Annotated in this window: 18 protein-coding genes and 2 pseudogenes; 10 read left to right on the forward strand and 10 right to left on the reverse strand. The window is 63.8% G+C overall.

The window, feature by feature from the left end:
- Positions 1–81 precede the first annotated feature (81 nt).
- A pseudogene (locus OU426_RS12380) lies at positions 82–270 on the forward strand (IS6 family transposase); the annotation flags it as partial.
- A 75-nt stretch (positions 271–345) separates the two neighbouring features.
- Here the strand turns inward: OU426_RS12380 and OU426_RS12385 are convergent.
- The 5 genes from OU426_RS12385 to OU426_RS12405 are packed head-to-tail and all read right to left on the reverse strand — an operon-like array spanning position 346 to position 5,083.
- Positions 346–1,125, reverse strand: a complete 780-nt coding sequence (locus tag OU426_RS12385; protein ID WP_267634338.1) for an SDR family NAD(P)-dependent oxidoreductase — start codon at positions 1,123–1,125, stop codon at positions 346–348.
- Between the two features lie 3 nt (positions 1,126–1,128).
- Positions 1,129–1,950, reverse strand: a complete 822-nt coding sequence (locus tag OU426_RS12390) for an ABC transporter permease (RefSeq protein ID WP_267634339.1) — start codon at positions 1,948–1,950, stop codon at positions 1,129–1,131.
- Positions 1,951–1,959: 9 nt separating this feature from the next.
- A complete protein-coding gene (locus OU426_RS12395) occupies positions 1,960–2,811 on the reverse strand; it encodes an ABC transporter permease (RefSeq protein ID WP_267634340.1) in 852 nt (283 codons plus the stop codon).
- 4 nt (positions 2,812–2,815) lie between these two features.
- Positions 2,816–3,976, reverse strand: coding sequence for an ABC transporter substrate-binding protein (locus OU426_RS12400; RefSeq protein WP_267634341.1), 1,161 nt, complete (start codon positions 3,974–3,976; stop codon positions 2,816–2,818).
- Positions 3,977–3,997: 21 nt separating this feature from the next.
- Positions 3,998–5,083, reverse strand: coding sequence for an ABC transporter ATP-binding protein (locus OU426_RS12405; protein ID WP_267634342.1), 1,086 nt, complete (start codon positions 5,081–5,083; stop codon positions 3,998–4,000).
- 146 nt (positions 5,084–5,229) lie between these two features.
- Here OU426_RS12405 and OU426_RS12410 point away from each other — a divergent pair, with 146 nt between their 5' ends.
- Complete coding sequence (locus OU426_RS12410) at positions 5,230–5,997, forward strand: helix-turn-helix transcriptional regulator (RefSeq protein WP_267634343.1); 768 nt, start codon at positions 5,230–5,232, stop codon at positions 5,995–5,997.
- An 81-nt stretch (positions 5,998–6,078) separates the two neighbouring features.
- On the opposite strand, the pseudogene OU426_RS12415 reads toward OU426_RS12410, so the two are convergent.
- Positions 6,079–7,430, reverse strand: a pseudogene (locus OU426_RS12415) (IS3 family transposase).
- 88 nt (positions 7,431–7,518) lie between these two features.
- Between OU426_RS12415 and OU426_RS12420 the strand changes: the two are divergent.
- Positions 7,519–7,743: an MDR/zinc-dependent alcohol dehydrogenase-like family protein gene (locus OU426_RS12420; RefSeq protein ID WP_267634344.1), complete on the forward strand. Its 225-nt coding sequence runs from the start codon at positions 7,519–7,521 to the stop codon at positions 7,741–7,743.
- 39 nt (positions 7,744–7,782) lie between these two features.
- On the opposite strand, the gene OU426_RS12425 is transcribed toward OU426_RS12420, so the two are convergent.
- Positions 7,783–8,703, reverse strand: coding sequence for a LysR family transcriptional regulator (locus OU426_RS12425; RefSeq protein ID WP_267634345.1), 921 nt, complete (start codon positions 8,701–8,703; stop codon positions 7,783–7,785).
- 108 nt (positions 8,704–8,811) lie between these two features.
- Between OU426_RS12425 and OU426_RS12430 the strand changes: the two genes are divergently transcribed.
- Positions 8,812–9,294 (forward strand): YybH family protein, encoded by a 483-nt coding sequence (locus OU426_RS12430; protein WP_267634346.1) that lies wholly within the window; start codon positions 8,812–8,814, stop codon positions 9,292–9,294.
- Positions 9,295–9,327: 33 nt separating this feature from the next.
- Positions 9,328–10,305: a zinc-binding alcohol dehydrogenase family protein gene (locus OU426_RS12435; protein ID WP_267634347.1), complete on the forward strand. Its 978-nt coding sequence runs from the start codon at positions 9,328–9,330 to the stop codon at positions 10,303–10,305.
- 160 nt (positions 10,306–10,465) lie between these two features.
- Here OU426_RS12435 and OU426_RS12440 read toward each other — a convergent pair whose 3' ends face one another.
- Positions 10,466–11,278: an SDR family oxidoreductase gene (locus OU426_RS12440; protein WP_267634348.1), complete on the reverse strand. Its 813-nt coding sequence runs from the start codon at positions 11,276–11,278 to the stop codon at positions 10,466–10,468.
- Between the two features lie 10 nt (positions 11,279–11,288).
- Entirely contained in the window at positions 11,289–12,158 is an 870-nt protein-coding gene (locus OU426_RS12445) for an SDR family NAD(P)-dependent oxidoreductase (RefSeq protein ID WP_267634349.1), read from the reverse strand.
- A gap of 157 nt (positions 12,159–12,315) precedes the next feature.
- Between OU426_RS12445 and OU426_RS12450 the strand changes: the two genes are divergently transcribed.
- Complete coding sequence (locus OU426_RS12450) at positions 12,316–13,206, forward strand: AraC family transcriptional regulator (RefSeq protein WP_267634350.1); 891 nt, start codon at positions 12,316–12,318, stop codon at positions 13,204–13,206.
- Between the two features lie 137 nt (positions 13,207–13,343).
- Here OU426_RS12450 and OU426_RS12455 read toward each other — a convergent pair whose 3' ends face one another.
- Positions 13,344–14,138 carry a hypothetical protein gene (locus OU426_RS12455; protein WP_267634351.1) on the reverse strand — a complete coding sequence of 265 codons (795 nt, stop codon included), beginning with the start codon at positions 14,136–14,138 and terminating at the stop codon, positions 13,344–13,346.
- A gap of 52 nt (positions 14,139–14,190) precedes the next feature.
- On the opposite strand from OU426_RS12455, the gene OU426_RS12460 reads away from it, so the two are divergent.
- The 4 genes from OU426_RS12460 (at position 14,191) to OU426_RS12475 (ending at position 19,706) form a co-directional block, all read left to right on the forward strand.
- A complete protein-coding gene (locus OU426_RS12460) occupies positions 14,191–14,790 on the forward strand; it encodes a TetR/AcrR family transcriptional regulator (protein ID WP_267634352.1) in 600 nt (199 codons plus the stop codon).
- Between the two features lie 164 nt (positions 14,791–14,954).
- Positions 14,955–17,429, forward strand: a complete 2,475-nt coding sequence (locus OU426_RS12465; protein ID WP_267634353.1) for a heavy metal translocating P-type ATPase — start codon at positions 14,955–14,957, stop codon at positions 17,427–17,429.
- Complete coding sequence (gene cueR, locus OU426_RS12470) at positions 17,426–17,845, forward strand: Cu(I)-responsive transcriptional regulator (protein WP_267634354.1); 420 nt, start codon at positions 17,426–17,428, stop codon at positions 17,843–17,845. The genes OU426_RS12465 and cueR overlap by 4 nt, the downstream gene beginning before the upstream one ends.
- A 118-nt stretch (positions 17,846–17,963) precedes the next feature.
- Positions 17,964–19,706 (forward strand): DNA polymerase III subunit gamma/tau, encoded by a 1,743-nt coding sequence (locus OU426_RS12475; protein WP_267634355.1) that lies wholly within the window; start codon positions 17,964–17,966, stop codon positions 19,704–19,706.
- Positions 19,707–19,710 lie beyond the last annotated feature (4 nt).

A 19,710-nucleotide genomic window follows, 5' to 3' on the forward strand; every position in this document is an offset into this window, starting at 1 on the left:
CAAGACCTTCCTGTCCGCTGTCGCCCTCGCCGCTACCGTCATGTTCTGGCTTTGACGGTCAATGAGTCTGGACCCTAACGCCTGCCGTTCCGACGACGAGAGCAGGCGATGCTTCGCTTCCGGCGGATGCGAAGTCTTCAGAAATTCGCCACCGTCCACGCTTCCGTGACCAACCACTTCAACCAGGAACGCAGCCTCACCAGCCGACCCCCTTTCAAGCTCAACCGCGCCGCCGCTCTCGCCGTGTGGCGCGGTCTCTGCGCGGGATAAGGGACAGCTTCACTGTCTTTGTGGAGACTGGTTCGAATTCGTCTGGCAGCACCCCTGGGGGCTGTGCGGCCAGGATTAAAGGCTCTCGCCCCCGTCAATCACCAGCGCATGGCCGGTCATGAAGGATGACCGGTCCGAGGCGAGATAGACGATACTGTCGGCGATCTCCTCCGCCAGCGCCCAACGGCCCATCGGTATCTGCCCCGCAACATAGCCTTCCAGGGCCGTGCGGCCGCCCATCTGACGCTCGAAACCAGCGTTGAAACTGGTATCGACGAACCCCGGACAAAGCGCATTGCAGCGCACGCCGAAACGGCCATAGTCGGCGGCAATCTGGCGGGCCATGGCGATGACCGCATGTTTCGTCGTCGCATAGGCGATCATTTCCCGGTCATACTGCACGCCAGAATTCGACGCGGTGATAATGATGGAACCTCGTCCACGCGGCCTCATGTGGGCCATCGCCGCCCGCGCTGCGACGAAATGGGCGCGCACGTTCAGCCGCCATGAAAGGTCCATGTCGTCGGCCGTAACCTGCTCCAGCGCTCCGGGGATCTGAATACCCGCGTGCGAATGCAGGATATCAAGCCTCCCATGGCGAACAGCGGCAGCGTCGATCGCAGCGATCAGTGCCAGATCGTCGGACGCGTCGAGGCCCAATCCCTTTGCCCGCCCGCCAAGCTCCGTGATTTCATCGGCCACACGGATGGCGCGGTCCGGGTCAAGGTCGCTAACGATGACAAAGGCCCCGGCTCGCGCCAGCGCTAGCGCACCCGCCCGGCCTATGCCTGCGCCCGCACCGGTGACGAAGGCGACACGTCCCTGCAGCATGTCGCGTTCGGCCCCGGCACGCATCGCTCAGGAACCCCGGCCTGCGCGACCGCGCTGCAGGATGGTCTGCGCGGTGATCAGAAGCACAAGCGATGCCGCGAGCACCATGGCGCCGATGGCGTTGATTTCCGGCGTCACGCCCCGCCGGATCGAGGAAAATACATAGATCGGCAGGGTTGTTTCTGACCCCGCAACGAAGAAGGCGACGATGAAATCATCGAAGCTGAAGGTGAAGGACAGAAGGAACCCCGCAAGGATCGCCGGAAAAATCTGCGGCAGCGTCACCTGACGGAACGTGCCCCAAGGTGTCGCGCCCAGGTCGGCCGATGCCTCGATCAGGCTGCGATCCATCCCGGCTATCCGCGCCCGGACAATGATGATGACCAGCGCCATTGCGAAAAGCCCGTGCGCGGCGACAAGCGAAATTTTTCCCATTTGCAATTGCGGCGCGCGCTCGGACACCGGCCAGAGCGACGCCAGGATCGGATTCAGCCAGTCAAACAGCGTGACCAGCGCGATCAGAGTCGCGATGCCGATGACGATCCCCGGTACCATCACGGCGACATAGATAAGCGCGTCGAACAGCGCCCTGACCCGACCCTTGACGCCCTGCAGGGCCAATGCCGCCAGCGTACCTGCGACCACCGCGAGAAGCGCCGACAGGAACGCGACGGTCGCGCTCGTCTTCAGCGCCTCCATCACGAAAGGGTTGGACAGGGCCTTGCCGTACCACTGGACGGAAAAGCCCTGCAGCTGTGCCGCATGGCGCCCGGAATTGAACGAGAAGACCGCAATGATGGCGATCGGTGTGTAAAGGAACAGATAGACGGCGAGGGCATAGATGCGCATGTCCGCCCCCTACATCAGTGACACGTCATCGCGCCCACCCGCCCATCGGCGCGTAAGACGCATGTAGGCGGTTACGGTGACAAGCATGATGGCAACCAGCGCAACCGCCACGGCCGCACCGTAGGGCCAGTTGCGCGATTGCAGGAAGAGATCGACAAGCGCGTTGCCCACAAAGAACACCTTGCCGCCGCCGAGCATCTGCGGGATCAGATATTCCCCCATCAGCAGAATGAAGACCAGCATGCAGCCGGTCGCGACGCCCGGCATTGACAGGGGCAGCGTCACCTGCAGAAAACTGCGCCAGGGCGGCGAACCGAGGTCTGCCGAAGCCTCCAACAGCCTTTTGTCGAGCCGTTCGAGGCTGACGTAGATCGGAAAGACCATCAGCGGCAGATAGCCGTAGACGATGCCTAAGAGGACGGCGAAGGGTGTGTTGATCAGGCGTGGGCTGCCAAGTCCCAGAAACTCGATGAAGCGCGGCAGGCCCTGGCCGCCCAACAGGAATATCCAGGCGTAGGACCGGATCAGGATCGATGTCCAGAAGGGCACGATGACCAGGATCAGAAGGAGCGTTCGCCAGCGCGCGCTGGCGCGTATCGCAAGGAAGTAGGCCAGTGGATAGGCGATGACGAGGCAGAGGAAGGTACCCACCGGCGCCAGCGTCAACGTGTTCTTGAACGCCGTCCAACGGGCGCCAAGGTTGAGAAAGTTCTCCAGCGACAAGGCGGCGGCATATCCTCCGGCCGCCGCCCTTTCGCCGAAGGAAAAGATCAGGACAACGATCAAGGGCAGCACAAGCATGGTCACGAACCATGCCGCTGCCGGCAGTAGAAAGAGCGTAATCCTGAGCCTTCCCTGCATGGCCTCAGGCCGACTTGAACCGCGCCATCAGCTCTGCCCGGTTCGGATCGGTCAGCGTCACCGCCGCCCCGAATTCAAGCGCGCTGAGAAGCTCTGCCGCCGGATAGAGGATCGGGTCCGCCAGCACCTCGGGCGGCAACAGCGCATCGACGCGGGTATCGGCTGTCGGATAGCCGTGGAACATCTGCTCCCTCTCGTTGACCGCCGGATCCAGCAGGAAGTTGATCAGCGCATAGGCCGCGTCCAGATGCGGAGCATCCTTCGGAATGGCGTAGAAATCGGACCAGATCTCGCCGCCTTCCTTGCCGAGCACATATTCGATCTCGGGCATGTCGCGGTTCAGCTGCTTGCCGTCGCCGGTCCAGCAGACCGTCATCCAGGCATCGCCGGACCGCATCGAGGGCTGATAGTCCGAATTGATGGCAAAGAGATGCGGTTTTGCATCCAGAAGCAGCCTCTCGGCATCCGCCAGTTCGTTCGCATCGACCGAATTGAAGGAATATCCGTAGTACTTCAGCGCATTGCCGATCGTCGTCAGCTGATAGTCGTGCACCATCGTCCGGCCGGTGAACTCCGCCCGCGTCATGTCCCAGAATTCCTTCCAGGACGTGGGCTTGGCGAGGTCACCCAGATGGCTGGTATTGACCGCAAAGCCCGTCGTCCCCCAGTCCTTGGAAAGCGCATAGACCTTGCCATCGACCGTTCCGGCCTCGGCGAAACGCGGATTGAAGGCCCCGGCGTCGAAATTCGGGATACGGCTCAGGTCGATCGGCTGGATGAGGTCGAGCGAAACATAGGTCGTGATCGTGTAGTTCGTCGGCACGAACACATCCCAGCCGGTGCTGCCCGCTTGCAGCTTCGCGAGCATTTCCTCGTTCGAGCCGAAGACACTGACATCGACCGCCGCCCCGGTCGCAGCCGTGAATGCCTCGAAATTAGCTGGGTCATGGTAGTTTGGCCAGGTGCACAGCGAAACCCTGTCTCCGATGTTGGCCTGTGCCCATGCAGCGCTGCGCGGGCCCGGCATGGCCGAACCCAGCACCGAGGTCGCGAGCCCCAGTCCTGTGACGCCAAGGAAATGGCGGCGGCTGACCGAGCCCTTCCGGTAGCGCTCCAACTCCTCGATGAACTTCTTGCGCGAGATGAAGTCATTACGATCCGTCATGTTCATTCTCCCCGTTGGTTGTCAGTCGTTGGTCAGTATCCGTGCAGCATTTTCGGGCCAGCGGGCAAAACCCGTTTGACCCGGCTCGAAATTGCCCTCCCCGGCTTCCGCTTGGCGTGAGGCTAGGATCAGGAATTCACCGACATCAGGGTTCCGGACGAGATATTCGGTGTGCTCGCCCAGAAAGATGCGGTTGACGACGCTCACCTGTAGCCCCGGACCCGATCGCGCCAGGACGATCTGTTCGGGTCTGATGCTGGCCGTCGCAGCCGTATCCACCCTCACACCATCACCTACCGACCCCGAAAACACCAGCCCGCCCGCGCCTTCAAGCCGCGCCTGTCCGTCGGTCAGAGCGGTCACGCGACCCGTGAAGAAATTCGATTTCCCCACAAAATCCGCGACATAGCGGTTACGCGGCTGATCATACAGCTCGCGCGGGCTGCCGATCTGAACGATGCGTCCCTCGCGCATAATGCAGATACGGTCCGACATAGACAGCGCCTCTTCCTGATCGTGCGTGACCAAGATGAATGTGATGCCCAGACTGCGCTGCAGATTCTGCAATTCGATCTGCATGTCATGGCGCAGCTTCTTGTCGAGCGCCGCCAGTGGCTCGTCCAGAAGCAGGATCTTCGGCTGGTTGATGATCGCACGGGCGAGCGCCACGCGCTGCTGCTGACCGCCCGACATCTCCCAGATGCGGCGCAGGCCGAACCCGGGTAGGCGCACAGTGTCAAGCGCGCGCTCGACCGCCACAGAGATTTCCAGCGCGGAAGGCTGGGGACGCAGCTGGCGCAGCCCGTAAGAGATATTGCCGGCGACGTTCAGGTGCGGAAACAGCGCATAATGCTGGAACACCATATTGACCGGGCGCTGATGGGCGGGAACCTCGTTGACCACTACGCCATCGATGAGAACCTCGCCGAAGGTCGGCTGCTCGAACCCCGCGAGCATTCTCAGCGCCGTTGTCTTGCCGCAACCGGACGGCCCGAGGAAAGACAAGAATTCACCGCGCCCGATGGCAAGCGACAGATCGTCGGCCGCGACGACCGTGCCAAACCTTTTCCCGACGCCGCGGAATTCGGCGATCGGCGCCTGCACCACTGGGTCGGCGTTGGAATCCATCCTAGGTCTCTATGCTTCAAAACCATAGAAATCGTATGAACTTGGCCGTTTGTTGTATATATCACAAACTGCATAGTCCCAGAGAGGCCGAGGCGCCCGTGAACAGGCCTTATGAAATTCAGCTCATGGGTGAGTTGATCGCCGATCTGGGGCAGGAAACCCTTCCCCCGAGGCTCGCAAGCCTCGTGCGCGCCATCGCCTCCTTCGACTACATGGTGATCTTCGGTTATCGCGGCGCCGCGCGCCCCATCGACCTTTTTGACGATTTCCCGGCGGACAAGCGGCAGGTCTTCGTAACCGACTATCAGGACGGGCCCTACATGCTCGATCCCTTCTGCCTCGCCGCTGCGCGGCCGGTCGAGCCCGGTCTTTACCGCATGCGCGATCTCGCGCCTGACCGCTTCTATCAAGGCGAATATTTCCGCAACTATTATGTCCGTACCGGTCTTGCGGAAGAAATCGGTTATTTCGTCGACCTGCCGGGCGGCGCGATGGCTGTGGTTTCGCTAATGCGTGCCGCCCGTAGCTTTACGACGCGCGAAGTTGCGCGCCTGGCCGAGATGTTTCCGGTGATTGCCGCGATCGTGCGACGGCAATGGCATGACCTCTCCTCGCGGTTCGATCTGGGCGCGCGGGGCAACGGGCCGCGTGGGTTTGATACCCACGTTGAGAAATCTTTCCACAGTTTTGGCGGCGATCTTCTGACGCGCCGTGAACGAGAGATCGCGGAGTATACACTGAAGGGCCATTCCGCCGATGCGATCGGCCGCCTTCTAGATATTTCGCCCGGAACGGTGCGCATTCACCGCCGCAACATCTACGGCAAGCTGCGCATCTCCTCACAGGGCGAGCTGTTCTCGGCCTTCATCCGCACGCTGTCGGGTCAGGCCTAGGATCGAGGCTGTCCGTCGTCGAATGCTTTGGAACGGGTGGCCAAATTTTGGAGCGGAGAGCTCGGGCTCATCGGGTTCAGGTTATGCTGCTTGACGCTGATGGTTCAAGCGGCGGTTTTGGATGGTCTGCTGTTTGATGCGCCTCCTTTGAGCCAGGATGGTTTCGCCGCGCCCGAAGTAGACGTCAGCGGGGGTCAGGTTGCCGATGCTCTCGTGGTAGCGGTGATTGTTGTAGTGGTCGATGAAGGCAGCGATGGCGGCCTCAAGTTCGCCCTCGAGGAAGTAGTTTTCCAAGAGAATGCGGTTCTTCAGGGTCTGGTGCCAGCGTTCGATCTTGCCTTGGGTCTGGGGATGCATCGGCGCGCCGCGGACATGTGCCATGCCTTTGTCCTCGAGGTATTTGGCCAGATCCTCGGCGATGTAGGACGAGCCATTATCGCTGAGAAGCCGCGGTTTGTGCAGAACCTTTGCGCTGTCGCAGCTCTGCCGCGGCCAGGGCGATGTCGAGCGTATTGGTGACGTCCTCGGCCCGCATGGTGCCGCAGAGCTTCCAGCCGACGACGTATCGCGAGTAGTCATCGAGGATCGTAGACAGGTAAAACCAGCCCCATCCAATGACCTTGAGGTAGGTAAAATCGGTCTGCCACATCTGGTTCGGCGCCGTGGTCTTGTCATTGAACTCATCTGCCGCCTTGATGACGATGTAGGCCGGGCTGGTGATCAGATCGTGGGACTTGAGTAGGCGATAGACGGAAGCCTCTGACACAAAATACTTTTTCGTGTCGGTGAACCGAACCGCCAATTCGCGCGGCGACAGTTCGGGCTCCTCGAGCGCCAGGGCCACGATCCGATCCCGCACCGCGTCGGGGAACGGTTCCAGACTCGGGAAGTTGAAGAAGACCGGTCCTCCAGACCCTCGGGCCCGTGTTCGACGAGCCGGTCATACCACCGGTAGAACGTCGTGGGCGGGATACCGATCTTTGCCAGCGTGCGCCGGACAGGAAGATGCGATTGCTCCACGAGCCGGATGATTTCGAGCTTTTCAGCTGCTGGGTATCTCATTCTTGGTCGCCCCCAGCCCCGCTCATGCTTTTTTTGAGCAAGCGGTTTTCCAAGGTCGGGTCAGCCACGAGTTCCCTCAGCGCAGTGGCCTCGGCGCGCAGCTCCTTGACCTCGCCCGTGCTGGCTTGGCGGGCGGTGTCGCCAGCCAGCCGCTTCTTGCCAGCGTCAAGGAACTCCTTGGACCAGCTGTAGTACAGGCGTTGGGCAATGCCCTCCTTGCGGCACAGCTCGGCGATGCTGTCTTCGCCACGAAGACCGGACAAGACAATCCGGATCTTCTCCTCAGACGAATGCAGATTGCGCGTCGCGCGCCGGATGTCCTTCACTACCTGCTCGGCAGGCGCCTTCGTCGCCACGGGGTTCTTTCTCATCTCCACCTCCATGTGGGGTCACGATGAGCTGCAAACCCTCCGCTACGCAATCATGCTAAACTGTTCCATGGGCGCTGATGGCGGACAGATGGACATCCCCAACACCGTGAAGCTCAGTTTCTTCAACGGCCAGATGCTGGGTTCGGACGCGCTCCTTCTCAAGGATGCACCGCTGGATGCGGTCGCCAACGGAATTGCCGGCGCTATTGTTCCAAGCAGTCTGGCCAGGGTGTTCCCGGTCGAGGGCATCCGGGAAGCGCATCATCTGCTGGACGGGGGGGCCGCCGGCGGCAAGATCGTCGTGACCAGGTAGGGGTCAGCTGAAACGTCCAAGCAGCGGTTGCCGATGCGCCTATACTTCAGCCTGCGCCAGCATTCCCGGAAGAGTTGCAGCGCAATGATCGAGGAAGAGGCGATTGAGCCGGGACATGTTGCGGGTTCCGGGCGTCACGGCCGAGATCGTCACCGGATCGAACGTCCAGCCGGACAGGACGCGTGACAGCCGACCCTCCCGCAGGGGCGACGCACACAGGATGGAGGGTATCCGGGCGATCCCGCACCCGGCGATCGTCGCAGCAAGGACGCCCGCGAAGTCGTTCATCGACAGATGCGGCACCAATTCGACGGCTACCGCGTTGTCCGGTTTCGCGGCCGATTGCTGCCTCAGGCTCCAGGTCACGGGGCCGGGTCCAACCTCGAAGGCGACGAACCGGTGCGACGACAGGTCCGCAGGCGCCGCCACCGGCGGCTGCCCTTTCAGGTAGGACGGCGCCGCCACCAGATACATGGCGTAGCTTGCAATGCGCCTGATGGTCATCTGGCTGTCCTTCAGCGGGCTGATTCGGAAGGCGACGTCGATACGGTCGTGCAGCAGGTCCACGTAGCGCTCGGTGCTCAGGATCGCGACGCGCGCGTTGGGATATTGCGCTTGGAACGCGACCACGGCCGGCAGGAAGAACGGCTCGACCAGACTGGGCGGCACCGTGATCCTCAGCAGGCCTGAGACGGCAGATTGCTGGTCCCGAAGGGCAAGCGTTCCTGCATCGAACTCCTGCAGCCCACGCCGGCAATAGTCGAAATAGGTCTCGCCAAGATCTGTCAGCCTGACCTTTCGGGTCGATCGTTCCAGCAGCCTGACGCCAAGGCTCTGCTCCAACTCGGCGACACGGCGGCTGATCGTGGACAGGGGTTCGGACAGATGACGCGCGGCCGCTGAAAATCCGCCCTGTTCGACGACGTGGACGAAATAGGCCATCGCGGCGAAGTCCTGCATCTATTATCCCTCAAACGAGATTATGATTCTCGAATTCTACGGCTAATTCCAAAAAAAGGGATAGTGGCAAATTCCTTTGGCTGAGACCAGCCAACAGAGGAAACGCACATGTCTATTCTCGAAAAGATGGGACGGCCGGCCCGGACAGGGCATCTGCGGGCCCCGGCAGACGGCGCTCGCGGCCCGGGGGCGGGTGCAGCCGCCGCGATCACCGACACTCTGCGCCGGTACGAAATGGCGCTCAACGCCAGAGACACCGAAGCTGTGATGGAACTCTACGCAGACGATGGCGTGTTCATGCCGCAGCACTTTCCGTCCGCGGTCGGAGCGGCGCAAGTGCGGGCGGCCTATGACGGCGTCTTCGCCACCATCCGGCTGTCGGTTGCCTTCGACATCGTCGAGGCCGTGCCGGTTGCAGAGGATTGGGCCTTCGCGCGCACCAACTCGACCGGTACGGTGACCGTGCTGGCGACCGGCGAAAGCGGCCCGGAGGCCAACCAGGAGCTGTTCGTGATGCAGCGTATCGAAGGGGCGTGGAAGATCGCGCGGTATGCGTTCTGCACCACGAACCCGCCGCGCGGCGCGGCATGATGCAGGCAGTAACACCATCAGGAGGGCGGCAGCATGAACACGATGAAAGCGGTGGTGATCCACGAGGCCGGCGGCCCCGAGGTCCTGAAACTGGAAGAACGCCCGATCCCTGAGCCAAGGCGCGGCTGGATCCTGATCCGCGTACGGGCCTTCGGGCTCAACCGATCAGAGCTGTTCACCCGGCAGGGCCATTCTCCGAACGTGGCATTCCCGCGTGTCCTGGGCATCGAGGCGGTGGGCGAGGTCGCGGCCGATCCGGACGGCAGGTTCAAAGTCGGGGACCGGGTGGCGACAGCTATGGGCGGCATGGGTCGCGTCTTCGACGGCGGCTATGCCGAATACACCCTGGTCCCCGCCGGACAGGTCCAGAAGCTCGACACGGGCCTTGCCTGGCCCGTGCTCGGGGCGCTGCCCGAAATGGTGCAGACGGCGTGGGGCTCACTCCACACGGCCTTGCGCATCACCGCAGACGAAACGCTCCTGATCCGAGGCGGGACGACCTCGGTCGGGCTGACGGCCGCGATCCTGGCGCGGCAGGCCGGACTTCGCGTGCTGGCCACGACGCGCCGGGCGGACCGGCGCGAGATGCTGCTGGCCAATGGCGCCGACGAGGTCTTCGTCGATGACGGGCAGATCGCCGAGGCGGTGAAGGCCGCACATCCCCGCGGCGTGCAGCGCGTGCTGGAGCTTGTCGGCACGACGACGCTGCTCGACAGCCTACAGGCGGCAGCGCCCGGCGGGGCGGTCTGCATGACCGGCATGGTCGGCAATGCCTGGGAGTTCGAGCGCTTCAGCCCGATGGGGGCGATCCCAACAGCCGTGAACCTGACCACCTACGCCGGCGGCGCCGACGACTTCATCGCGACGCCGCTGCAGCAGGTGATCGACGCGGTCGAGGCGGGTACGTTCCGCGCTCCGATCGGCCGCATGTTCCCCATCGACGAGATCGTCGAGGCGCACCGGACAATGGAAGGAAACGCGGCCGGCGGCAAGATCGTGGTGACGACCTGACAGCGCTGCCAAGCAACAATGCGTGTTGGAACATTGGGGGGAAGAAGTGGCAAGGAATCGGCCACTTTCGGTGTCCGGCGCTGAGACCCACGGGGAAACTCTTTCGAATTCTGAGGAACCGACGGCGATCACACTTTGCCCATCGCCTGATACTGCGCGTTCAGTCCTTCATCAGCTCCTTGAGCCCGCCGATGAAGGCCGCGTCGTCCTTGGCCTTTCGGTCGTCAAGCAAGGCATGGGCATCGGCACCGGCCCGGAAGCGGAGACGGTCTCCGGTTTCGGTCACCGCCTGCCAGATCACCCCGGCAACGATCTCGGGTGCCGACGGGTCGGTGGCCAGCTTGCCGAAGAGGCGCCCCATGGCCTCGGCGGTCGGGGCGTAGTCGGTGAGCGTTTCGTCCATTGCAAAGTCGAAGGACCTGCCACCGAAGTCTGTCCGGACCATGCCCGGCTCGACGATGCGCACCCGGATGCCGAGCGGCTCCAGCTCGTAGTGCAGCGCCTCCGACAGCCCTTCGACGGCGAACTTGGTGCCGTGGTAGAGCGTGCCGAGCGGGAAAGTGATCTGCCCGCCGATGGACGAGACGTTGACGATTGTGCCAGACTGGTTCGACCGCATGTGCGGCAAGACGGCCTTCGTCACCTCCAGAAGGCCGATTACGTTGGTGTCGAACTGGCGGCGGATACGCTCAGCCGAGAAGGCCTCGAGCGGGCCATAGGCGCCGTAGCCGGCGTTGTTCAGAAGCACGTCAATTGCACCGAAGCGGGACAAGCCGTCAGTCACCGCCGCGGCGATGGAGCCCGCGTCGGTCACGTCCAGCCGTGTGACCAGAACGTTGTCGAGTGCCGCCAGGTCGCCCCCGGCGGAGGGATCGCGCATGGTGGCGATGACGTTGCAGCCCTCGGATTGAAAGCGCAGGGCGGTCGCCTTGCCGATGCCGGAGGAGGCGCCTGTGATCAGAATGGTCTTCATGTGGTTCTCCTCAGGCGTTCAGGTCAAGCATCCGCTCGATGCCAAAATTGGTCAGGACAGTGCGCGTCACGTCGTGCAGCACGTCGTTGTAGCGCTCGATCTCGGGGCCGACGCCGGTGTGGTCAACGACCGTGCGAAAGGGTTTCTCCCCGAACGGCACGTCCAGCAGGGCCACCACCGCCTCGGCGATCCGCTCGGGCCGCTGGTCGGGCGTGGCCTCAAGCATCTGGGCAAGGCCAGCCGCGGACATCGCAGGTACCTTTGCGAAATCGCCATAGCCGGTCTCGCGGTCAGGGTCGTTCGGCGCAACCATTCCGTCGAAGAAGGCGGTCGGCATCGCTCCCGGCTCGAGGATGCAGGACTCGATACCAAAACCCGACAGTTCCGTCCGATAGCATTCCACGATCGCCTCCAGCGCCCATTTCGATGCGGAATAGGTGCCGTAGAACGGCGTCGCGATCCGGCCGATCAGGCTGGAGGAGTAAAGGACAGTGCCGCGTCCCTGTGCCCGCATGTGCGGCAGGGCGGCGCGCATCACCCGCTGAACACCCGTGACATTCACGTCAAAGACACGGGTCATGTCCTCGGGCGACATCAGTTCCTGGATGCCGTAGGATCCGATCCCGGCGTTGTTGAACAGCACGTCCAGACCACCCAGCGCCGCAATGGCCTGCGCCACGCCGGCCTCGGTGCTGGCTCTGTCGGTCACGTCCATCTCGACGATCCGCGCGCCCGGCGCTTCCAACTCGGCGACCGTGGCGGCGTTGTGCCCCGCCCGGCTGCGAACGCTGCCCGCGACATCGTGCCCCTTCGCCAACAGCGCCAGCGCCGTGGGCCTGCCGAAACCGCCCGCTATCCCGGTGATGAAAACTTTTGCCATGATCGCCGTCCTCTGCTGTTGATCGAGCAACCATAGTCCGTACGCCCATGGCATTCTTCCCTGTTTGACCGGGATTCTTGCCTGATTCTCCAGAAAGGACAGTTTTCAGTTAGGTTGGGAATTGATCCGTGCTAGACAGAGTGCAGGAGGGACCGGCATGACCCCCAACTCATTGTTGCACCACGTCACCGCGCTGATGGACCGCCACGCGCCATCTCTGCCCGCCCTGGCGCATCCGCCCAGCGGGATGCATTTCCTGCGCCACACCGCGCCCACCGGGCAGGACGCGACCGTCTACCGCCCGCTCCTGTGCCTAGTGCTGCAGGGCGCCAAGGAGGTTTGCACCAGCAGCCGGACCCTGCGCGTCGGTCACGGGCAATCGCTGGTGGTCAGCCACGCCCTGCCTGTGGTCTCGCGCATCACCGAAGCCGCAGCTGACCTGCCCTATGTGGCGCTGGTCTTTCCCATCGACCTCGATCTTCTGCGCGGGCTTGCGCCCGATGTGCCGCCGCGCACGGGCCAGTCGCCGCGCGATCCGTTCTCGATCTCGCTCTGCCCCGGCGACGCAGGGATGAAGGATGCGCTGCTGCGCTATCTGCACCAATGCGAAAGCCCCGAGGCCCGCCGCCTGCTGGCCCCGATCACCGCGCGCGAAATCCACGCGCGCCTCCTGCTGGGCCCCCATGCCGTGCCGCTGCAACGGCTCCTCTGGGTTGAAACGACCGCAAGCCGCATCTTCGAAGCCACGCGCGAGATCCAGTCGGACCTCGCCCGCCCGCTCGTGGTCGGCGACCTTGCGGGCCGGGCAGGCATGAGCAGTTCCGCCTTTTTCGAGCACTTCAAGGCTGTCACGGGCACGTCGCCGCTGCAATACCAGAAGGATCTGCGCCTTCTGCGGGCCCGCGAGGCTTTGCGAAGCACGAACGAGAAGGTCTCAGAGATCGCGTTCGGGGTTGGATACGAAAGTTCGGCCCAGTTCTCTCGGGAATACGCCCGCAAGTTCGGAGTGCCTCCAAGGCAGGACCGCGAACTCCAGGCTGCAGAGTAGCCGTCGGTCATCTGCCGCTCGATTTGGATGGCAGTCGCTCCGTGATCCGATGACCTGCTCAACTCAATTATATTCCATCAATAACAATTATTTACGGACTGGAGAAGGTTGGATATCAGGTCCATTCCCTCCGCCACTTATTCGGCTCGACCGGGTTCATGCCCCGAGCAGGACGGGCAAACGCGCGTTGGCAACATTGGTTCCGTGTTAGCCGGGACGACCCGCCCCAAGTCGCCGAAGGGTTGCCGCTGGCTGGTGCGTCCGAAGCGCCAGGGCGCCCCGAACTTCGCTCCAAGATAGATCCGCAGCGACAGTGCGGCAATTATCGTCAGCAGTTGAAAGCCCGCTTGCTGCAGCGCACTGTCGTCCGCCAGGTCGAGCCAGCGCGCGGCGACGAAAAGGAACGTGCCGTTCACAGCGTTGAATAGGGCGCACACAGCATTCAGATGCCATCCCAGCCACCATCGCGGGTGCAGCGCCTCCCTGTACCGTGAAAAGGCGATCATAGCCGGGCCAAAGGCGAGGCCGACCCAGGACAGGACGATTGCGACGGGATCACGGTTGGCGATACCTGCCGCCAGAACCACAAACCCGAGGACCAAGAGCACCGGCCCCAAGATGCGGAAGGCCATGCCACGAAACCGCGCGGGGTCGGATTTGCACCTGATCGCGGCAAACGCGATCATCGAGACGGTTGCCAGGCAGGTGGTGAGATAGACCATCTGCACGATCCAGCCCGGATCGAAAGGACCTGCGCGAGTAAGGAGGATGGGGGCAACGGAGAATCCGACCATTACGAGCGTTATCAGACAGATAAGGCCCGCGCGACGATGGAGGGCCGCGCCCTTGCGCGATAGCAGCGCGATCCAATAGCCGGCGAGGGCGATCGATCCGATGGCAATATGGAGAACCACCGCCGAAACGGGTGACATTCCGATCTCCGATGATATAGGTTAACGCAGGTAAACTAACACTAAGGTTAACGTGAGTAAACCAAAATCCATATCCACGGCGACCAAACAGGCCATTCTTGATGCAGCATGGGATCTGATCTCGGAAAGCGGCCGGGCGGATGTCGCGATGGCCGAAGTGGCCAAACGCGCGGGCGTCAGCCGTCAAGCCCTGTTCTATGCCTTTGGCGGGCGCTCGGGCCTGCTTCTTGCTATGGTGCGCCACAAGGACACACTGACAGATCACGTGACCCGGCTCAGGCAGGTTGCGGCGACGCCCGATCCGGACCCGGAAGTGCTTGTGCGGTTTGCGGAAATCTGGCTCGACTATCTGCCGGTCATTTATCCGGTCGGCATCCTGCTCGACGCCGCATCGGCAAGCGACCCCGAAGCGGCGGCTGCCTGGGATGATCGTATGAAAGGCGCGCTCCTCGGCAGCTTCACGCGCCTAGCAATAGCCGTCCACGCGCGCCACCCGCTGCCCGGCGAACCGGCGCGGATCGCGGAGGCGATCTGGGCGCAGGTCCACCCAACCATGTTCCGGCGCCTGGTTTCGGATTGCGGCTGGAAAGATCGGGCTTTTCGGGAGCACCAGATCAAGGTTGTCAGGACGCTCGTCGGCCTGGACCGGTGACACGGTCGATCGAGCGCAAGACCACGACGGTGTGCCTAAACCCTTGCCGCTACCTGGTATCTGCGGGCTGATCCGACGTAATGTCCGATCATCCTGAAGGAGCCCTTGACCTTCCAGTATCTGGAAGCCTTATCTGCTCTGTCAGACAAGCATCCGGTACCCTGATGAATGAACTCAAATCCATATCCCTCTCGGTCGAAGGTATGACCTGCGCCTCTTGCGTCGCTCGGGTTGACCGCGGCCTGTCCGCCGTTGAAGGCGTGTCCGGCGTCTCGGTCAATCTCGCGTCAGAGAGTGCGCGGCTGACATTGGCGCGGCCGGAAAACCTCGCGGCAGTTGCGGAGAGGCTCGATGCGCTGGGATACCCGGCGCGGAAGGCCACGGTGACGCTTGCGGTCGAGGGGATGACATGCGCCTCCTGTGTGGGCCGGGTGGAGCGGGCGCTGGCCGCCGTTCCCGGCGTGACCGAGGCACATGTGAACCTCGCGGCGGAGAACGCGCAGGTGACCTACCTTGATGGCGCGATTGAACCGGCCGATCTGATCCGTGCCACAGAAAGCGCGGGTTATGCCGCACATGTCGCGAAGGCTGATGCGGCCGAAGACATGGCGACGCGCAAGGAAGAGGAGGCGCGCTCGCTGAGGGTTAAGGTGCTGATCGCCGCGCTGCTGGCTGTTCCGGTCTTCGTCTTGGAGATGGGCGGCCATATGATCCCCGCCTTCCATCATCTGATCATGGCGACCATCGGGCGCGAGGCGAGTTGGCTTGTCCAGTTCGCGCTGACGACCGCCGTTCTGGTCGGGCCGGGGCGGCAGTTCTACATCAAGGGCGTTCCCGCGCTGCTCAAGGGCGCGCCCGACATGAACAGCCTCGTCGCAGTCGGAACGGGCGCGGCTTATGCATATTCGCTTGTCGCCACCTTCGCGCCGGGCCTCCTGCCCGCGGGCGTGCGCGCGGTCTATTTCGAGGCGGCGGCGGTTATCATCGTCCTGATCCTCGTCGGCCGCTGGATGGAGGCGCGGGCCAAGGGCCGCACCGGCGCGGCAATCCGCAAGCTTCTGGGCCTTCAGGTGCGGACAGCGACCGTGCTTGCGGACGGTGAGCCGCGCGAGGTCGAGATCGAGGCGCTGAAGGCGGGCGATCTGGTCCTCGTTCGCCCCGGCGAACGGATCGCGGTCGACGGCGAGGTCATCGAAGGCGAAAGCCATGTCGACGAAAGCATGATCACCGGCGAACCGCTGCCGGTCGCCAAGGTGCAGGGCACTTCCGTTACCGGGGGCACCGTGAACGGCGCGGGCAGCATCACTTTCCGGGCTACACGGGTCGGCGCCGACACGACACTCGCCCAGATTATCCGCATGGTCGAAGAGGCGCAGGGCGCGAAGCTGCCCATTCAGGGGCTGGTGGACCGGATCACGCTCTGGTTCGTGCCCGCCGTGATGGCGCTGGCTGTCTTGACGGTACTCGTTTGGCTTTTCCTAGGGCCAGACCCGGCCCTCACCTACGCGCTCGTCGCGGGCGTTTCGGTCCTGATCATCGCTTGCCCGTGTGCGATGGGGCTCGCGACCCCCACCTCGATCATGGTGGGCACGGGGCGCGCGGCAGAACTTGGCGTTCTCTTCCGCAAGGGCGACGCGTTGCAGGCGCTGAGCGGGGTTGTCACCGTGGCGCTCGACAAGACGGGCACGGTGACGCTTGGGCGGCCTGAACTGACAGATGTGATCCTTGCGGACGGTTTCGAGCGGGCGGACGTTCTGGCGCGCGTCGCGGCGGCCGAGGCGCGGTCTGAACATCCGATCGCCGAAGCGATCGTGCGTGGCGCGGCGGCGGAGGGTGTGCAGAGGCTCGATGTGCAGGATTTCGCCTCGTTCACTGGCTATGGCGTGCGTGCTATGGTTGCAGTTGAGGACGTGCTTGTGGGGGCCGAGCGGCTGATGGTCCGCGAAGGGATCGCCCTCGGCCCGCTCGCGGAAGCGCAGGCCGATCTTGCCCGGCGTGGCAGGACCGCGCTTTTCGCTGCCATCGGCGGCCGGATCGCCGCCGTCATCGGCGTCGCCGACCCGGTCAAGCCCGCCAGCCGCGCCGCCATCGCCGCGCTCAGGGCGCGCGGGCTCCAGGTGGCAATGATCACCGGCGACAAGCGCGAGACGGCAGTGGCCATCGCAGCCGAGGTCGGGATTGACCGGGTGGTTGCCGATGTGCTGCCGGGCGGCAAGGTCGAGGCGCTTGAGACGTTGAAGGCTGCGGGCCGCATCGCCTTCGTCGGTGACGGGATCAACGATGCCCCCGCCCTTGCCCATGCCGATGTCGGCATCGCCATCGGCACCGGCACGGATGTCGCCATCGAAAGTGCTGACGTGGTGCTGATGTCTGGCGACCTTCGGGGTGTGGTGAACGCTTTTGAGGTTTCGCGCCGCACGATGGCCAATATCCGCGAGAACCTGTTCTGGGCCTTCGGCTATAATGTCGCGCTGATACCGGTCGCCGCGGGGGCACTTTACCCGGCCTTCGGCCTTCTCCTCTCGCCGGTCCTAGCGGCGGGGGCCATGGCGCTGAGTTCGGTCTTCGTCCTGACCAACGCTTTGCGCCTCCGACGCATCGCGCCTGCGATGGACGAACGGTCGGGAGGCGCACGATGAATATCGGTGATGTGGCTGAACGCTCGGGCCTCCCGGCCAAGACCATCCGCTTCTATGAGGATATCGGCTTGGTAAAGCCCATGCGCGCCGCGAATGGCTATCGTAGTTTCCGTGACAGCGATCTGCACAAGCTGGCGTTCCTCGGCCGCGCCCGGACGCTTGGATTCAGCATCGAGGAATGTCGCCTGCTTCTGGAGCTGTATGAAGACAAGGGCCGCGAAAGCGCGCAGGTGAAGGCGCTGGCCGAAGATCATCTGAAGGCGATAGACGACAAGATCGCCCAGCTACGCTCGATGCGGGCGACGCTGGCGCATCTTGTTCAGTGCTGCGCGGGCGATGATCGGCCCGACTGCCCGATCCTCGACGATCTCGCCCAACCGTCTCAAGCACCCGGGCGGGACGCTCATCGGGCCTGACAGCCCTCTTCGCTGCGTCTAAGCGATGAGCCCTGTCAGGGGCGAAGAGCGGCCTGCCCGGTTTACGCCACCCAAGCACTTCTCTAGACTGCCCCGGACCCTACCTTCCGAGGCGCGCATGACCGACGACACCGGGACCCGCTATCAGGTTCTCGCTCGCAAATACCGGCCCGAAACCTTCGCCGATCTCGTCGGTCAGGAAGCGATGGTGCGCACGCTGAAGAACGCGTTCGCCGCCGACCGGATCGCGCAGGCCTTCATCATGACCGGCATCCGGGGGACGGGAAAGACCACGACGGCGCGGATCATCGCCAAGGGCCTGAACTGCGTGGGGCCGGACGGCAATGGCGGCCCGACGACCGATCCTTGCGGCCAGTGCGAGCACTGCCGCGCGATCATGGAAGGCCGCCATGTCGATGTGATGGAGATGGACGCGGCCAGCCGCACCGGCGTGGGTGACATCCGCGAGATTATCGATAGCGTCCACTACCGGGCGGCCTCGGCGCGCTACAAGGTCTATATCATCGACGAAGTGCACATGCTCTCGACGAACGCTTTCAACGCGCTGCTGAAGACGCTGGAAGAACCGCCCGCGCATGTGAAATTCATCTTCGCCACGACCGAAATCCGCAAGGTTCCGGTCACCGTCCTGTCGCGCTGCCAGCGCTTCGACCTGCGCCGGATCGAACCGGAAGTGATGATCGCGCTTCTGCAAAAGATCGCGTCCGCCGAGGGCGCCCTGATCAGCGACGAGGCGCTTGCGCTTATCACGCGCGCCGCCGAAGGCTCGGCGCGCGATGCGACCTCGCTTCTCGATCAGGCGATCAGCCATGGCGCGGGCGAGACAACCGCGACCCAGGTGCGCGCCATGCTGGGGCTTGCTGACCGGGGAAGGGTTCTCGACCTCTTCGACATGATCCTGAAGGGCGAGGCGGCGGCGGCGCTCGCCGAACTCTCCGCGCAATATGCCGACGGCGCCGATCCGATGGCGGTCCTGCGTGATCTGGCCGAGGTTACCCACTGGATCTCGGTGATAAAGATCACGCCCGAGGCCGCCGACGACCCGACCGTGCCGCCCGACGAAAAGGCGCGCGGGTTGGCCATGGCTGGCGCCCTGCCGATGCGAGTCCTGACCCGCATGTGGCAGATGCTTCTGAAGGCGATCGAGGAGGTGGCGCAGGCCCCGAACGCGATGATGGCGGCCGAGATGGCTGTGATCCGCCTCACCCATGTGGCCGACCTGCCCGACCCCGAACAACTGGTCCGCCGTCTTTCCGAGGGCCCCGGCCCCACGGCGCCCGCGCCCACCGGGCGCGGCCCCGCCCCGGGCGGTACAATGACCCATGCCGCGCCCCGCGCCGCGACAACCGCCATGCCGACCGCGTCTGGCGCGGCCACCGCGCTTGCTGTCGCCCCCGATGTCGCGCTCGCCCGCTATGCGACTTTCCCGGCCGTTGTCGAACTGATCCGCGCCAACCGCGACGTGAAACTTCTGATGGAGGTCGAGACCCATCTGCGCCTTGCCCGCTACGCGCCGGGGCGGATCGAGTTCGAACCGACGGCGGACGCCCCCCGCGATCTGGCCGCAACCCTCGCGCAACGCCTGCAAAGCTGGACTGGCACGCGCTGGGGCGTCTCGGTCGTGGCCGAGGGCGGCCAGCCGACCATTGCCGAAGTCCGCAACGCCGCCTATCTGGAGGCCGAGACAGAAGCGATGCAGAACCCCACCGTCCAGGCGGTCTTCGCCGCTTTCCCGGGCGCGAAGATCACCGCGATCCGCACGCCCGAGGAGACGCGGACCGAAGCGGCGTTGACCGCGCTGCCCGAGGTCGAGGACGAATGGGACCCGTTCGAGGAATAGGAGA

It is taken from the genome of Frigidibacter sp. RF13, from assembly GCF_026626305.1.
Classification (GTDB): Bacteria; Pseudomonadota; Alphaproteobacteria; order Rhodobacterales; family Rhodobacteraceae; genus TMP-24.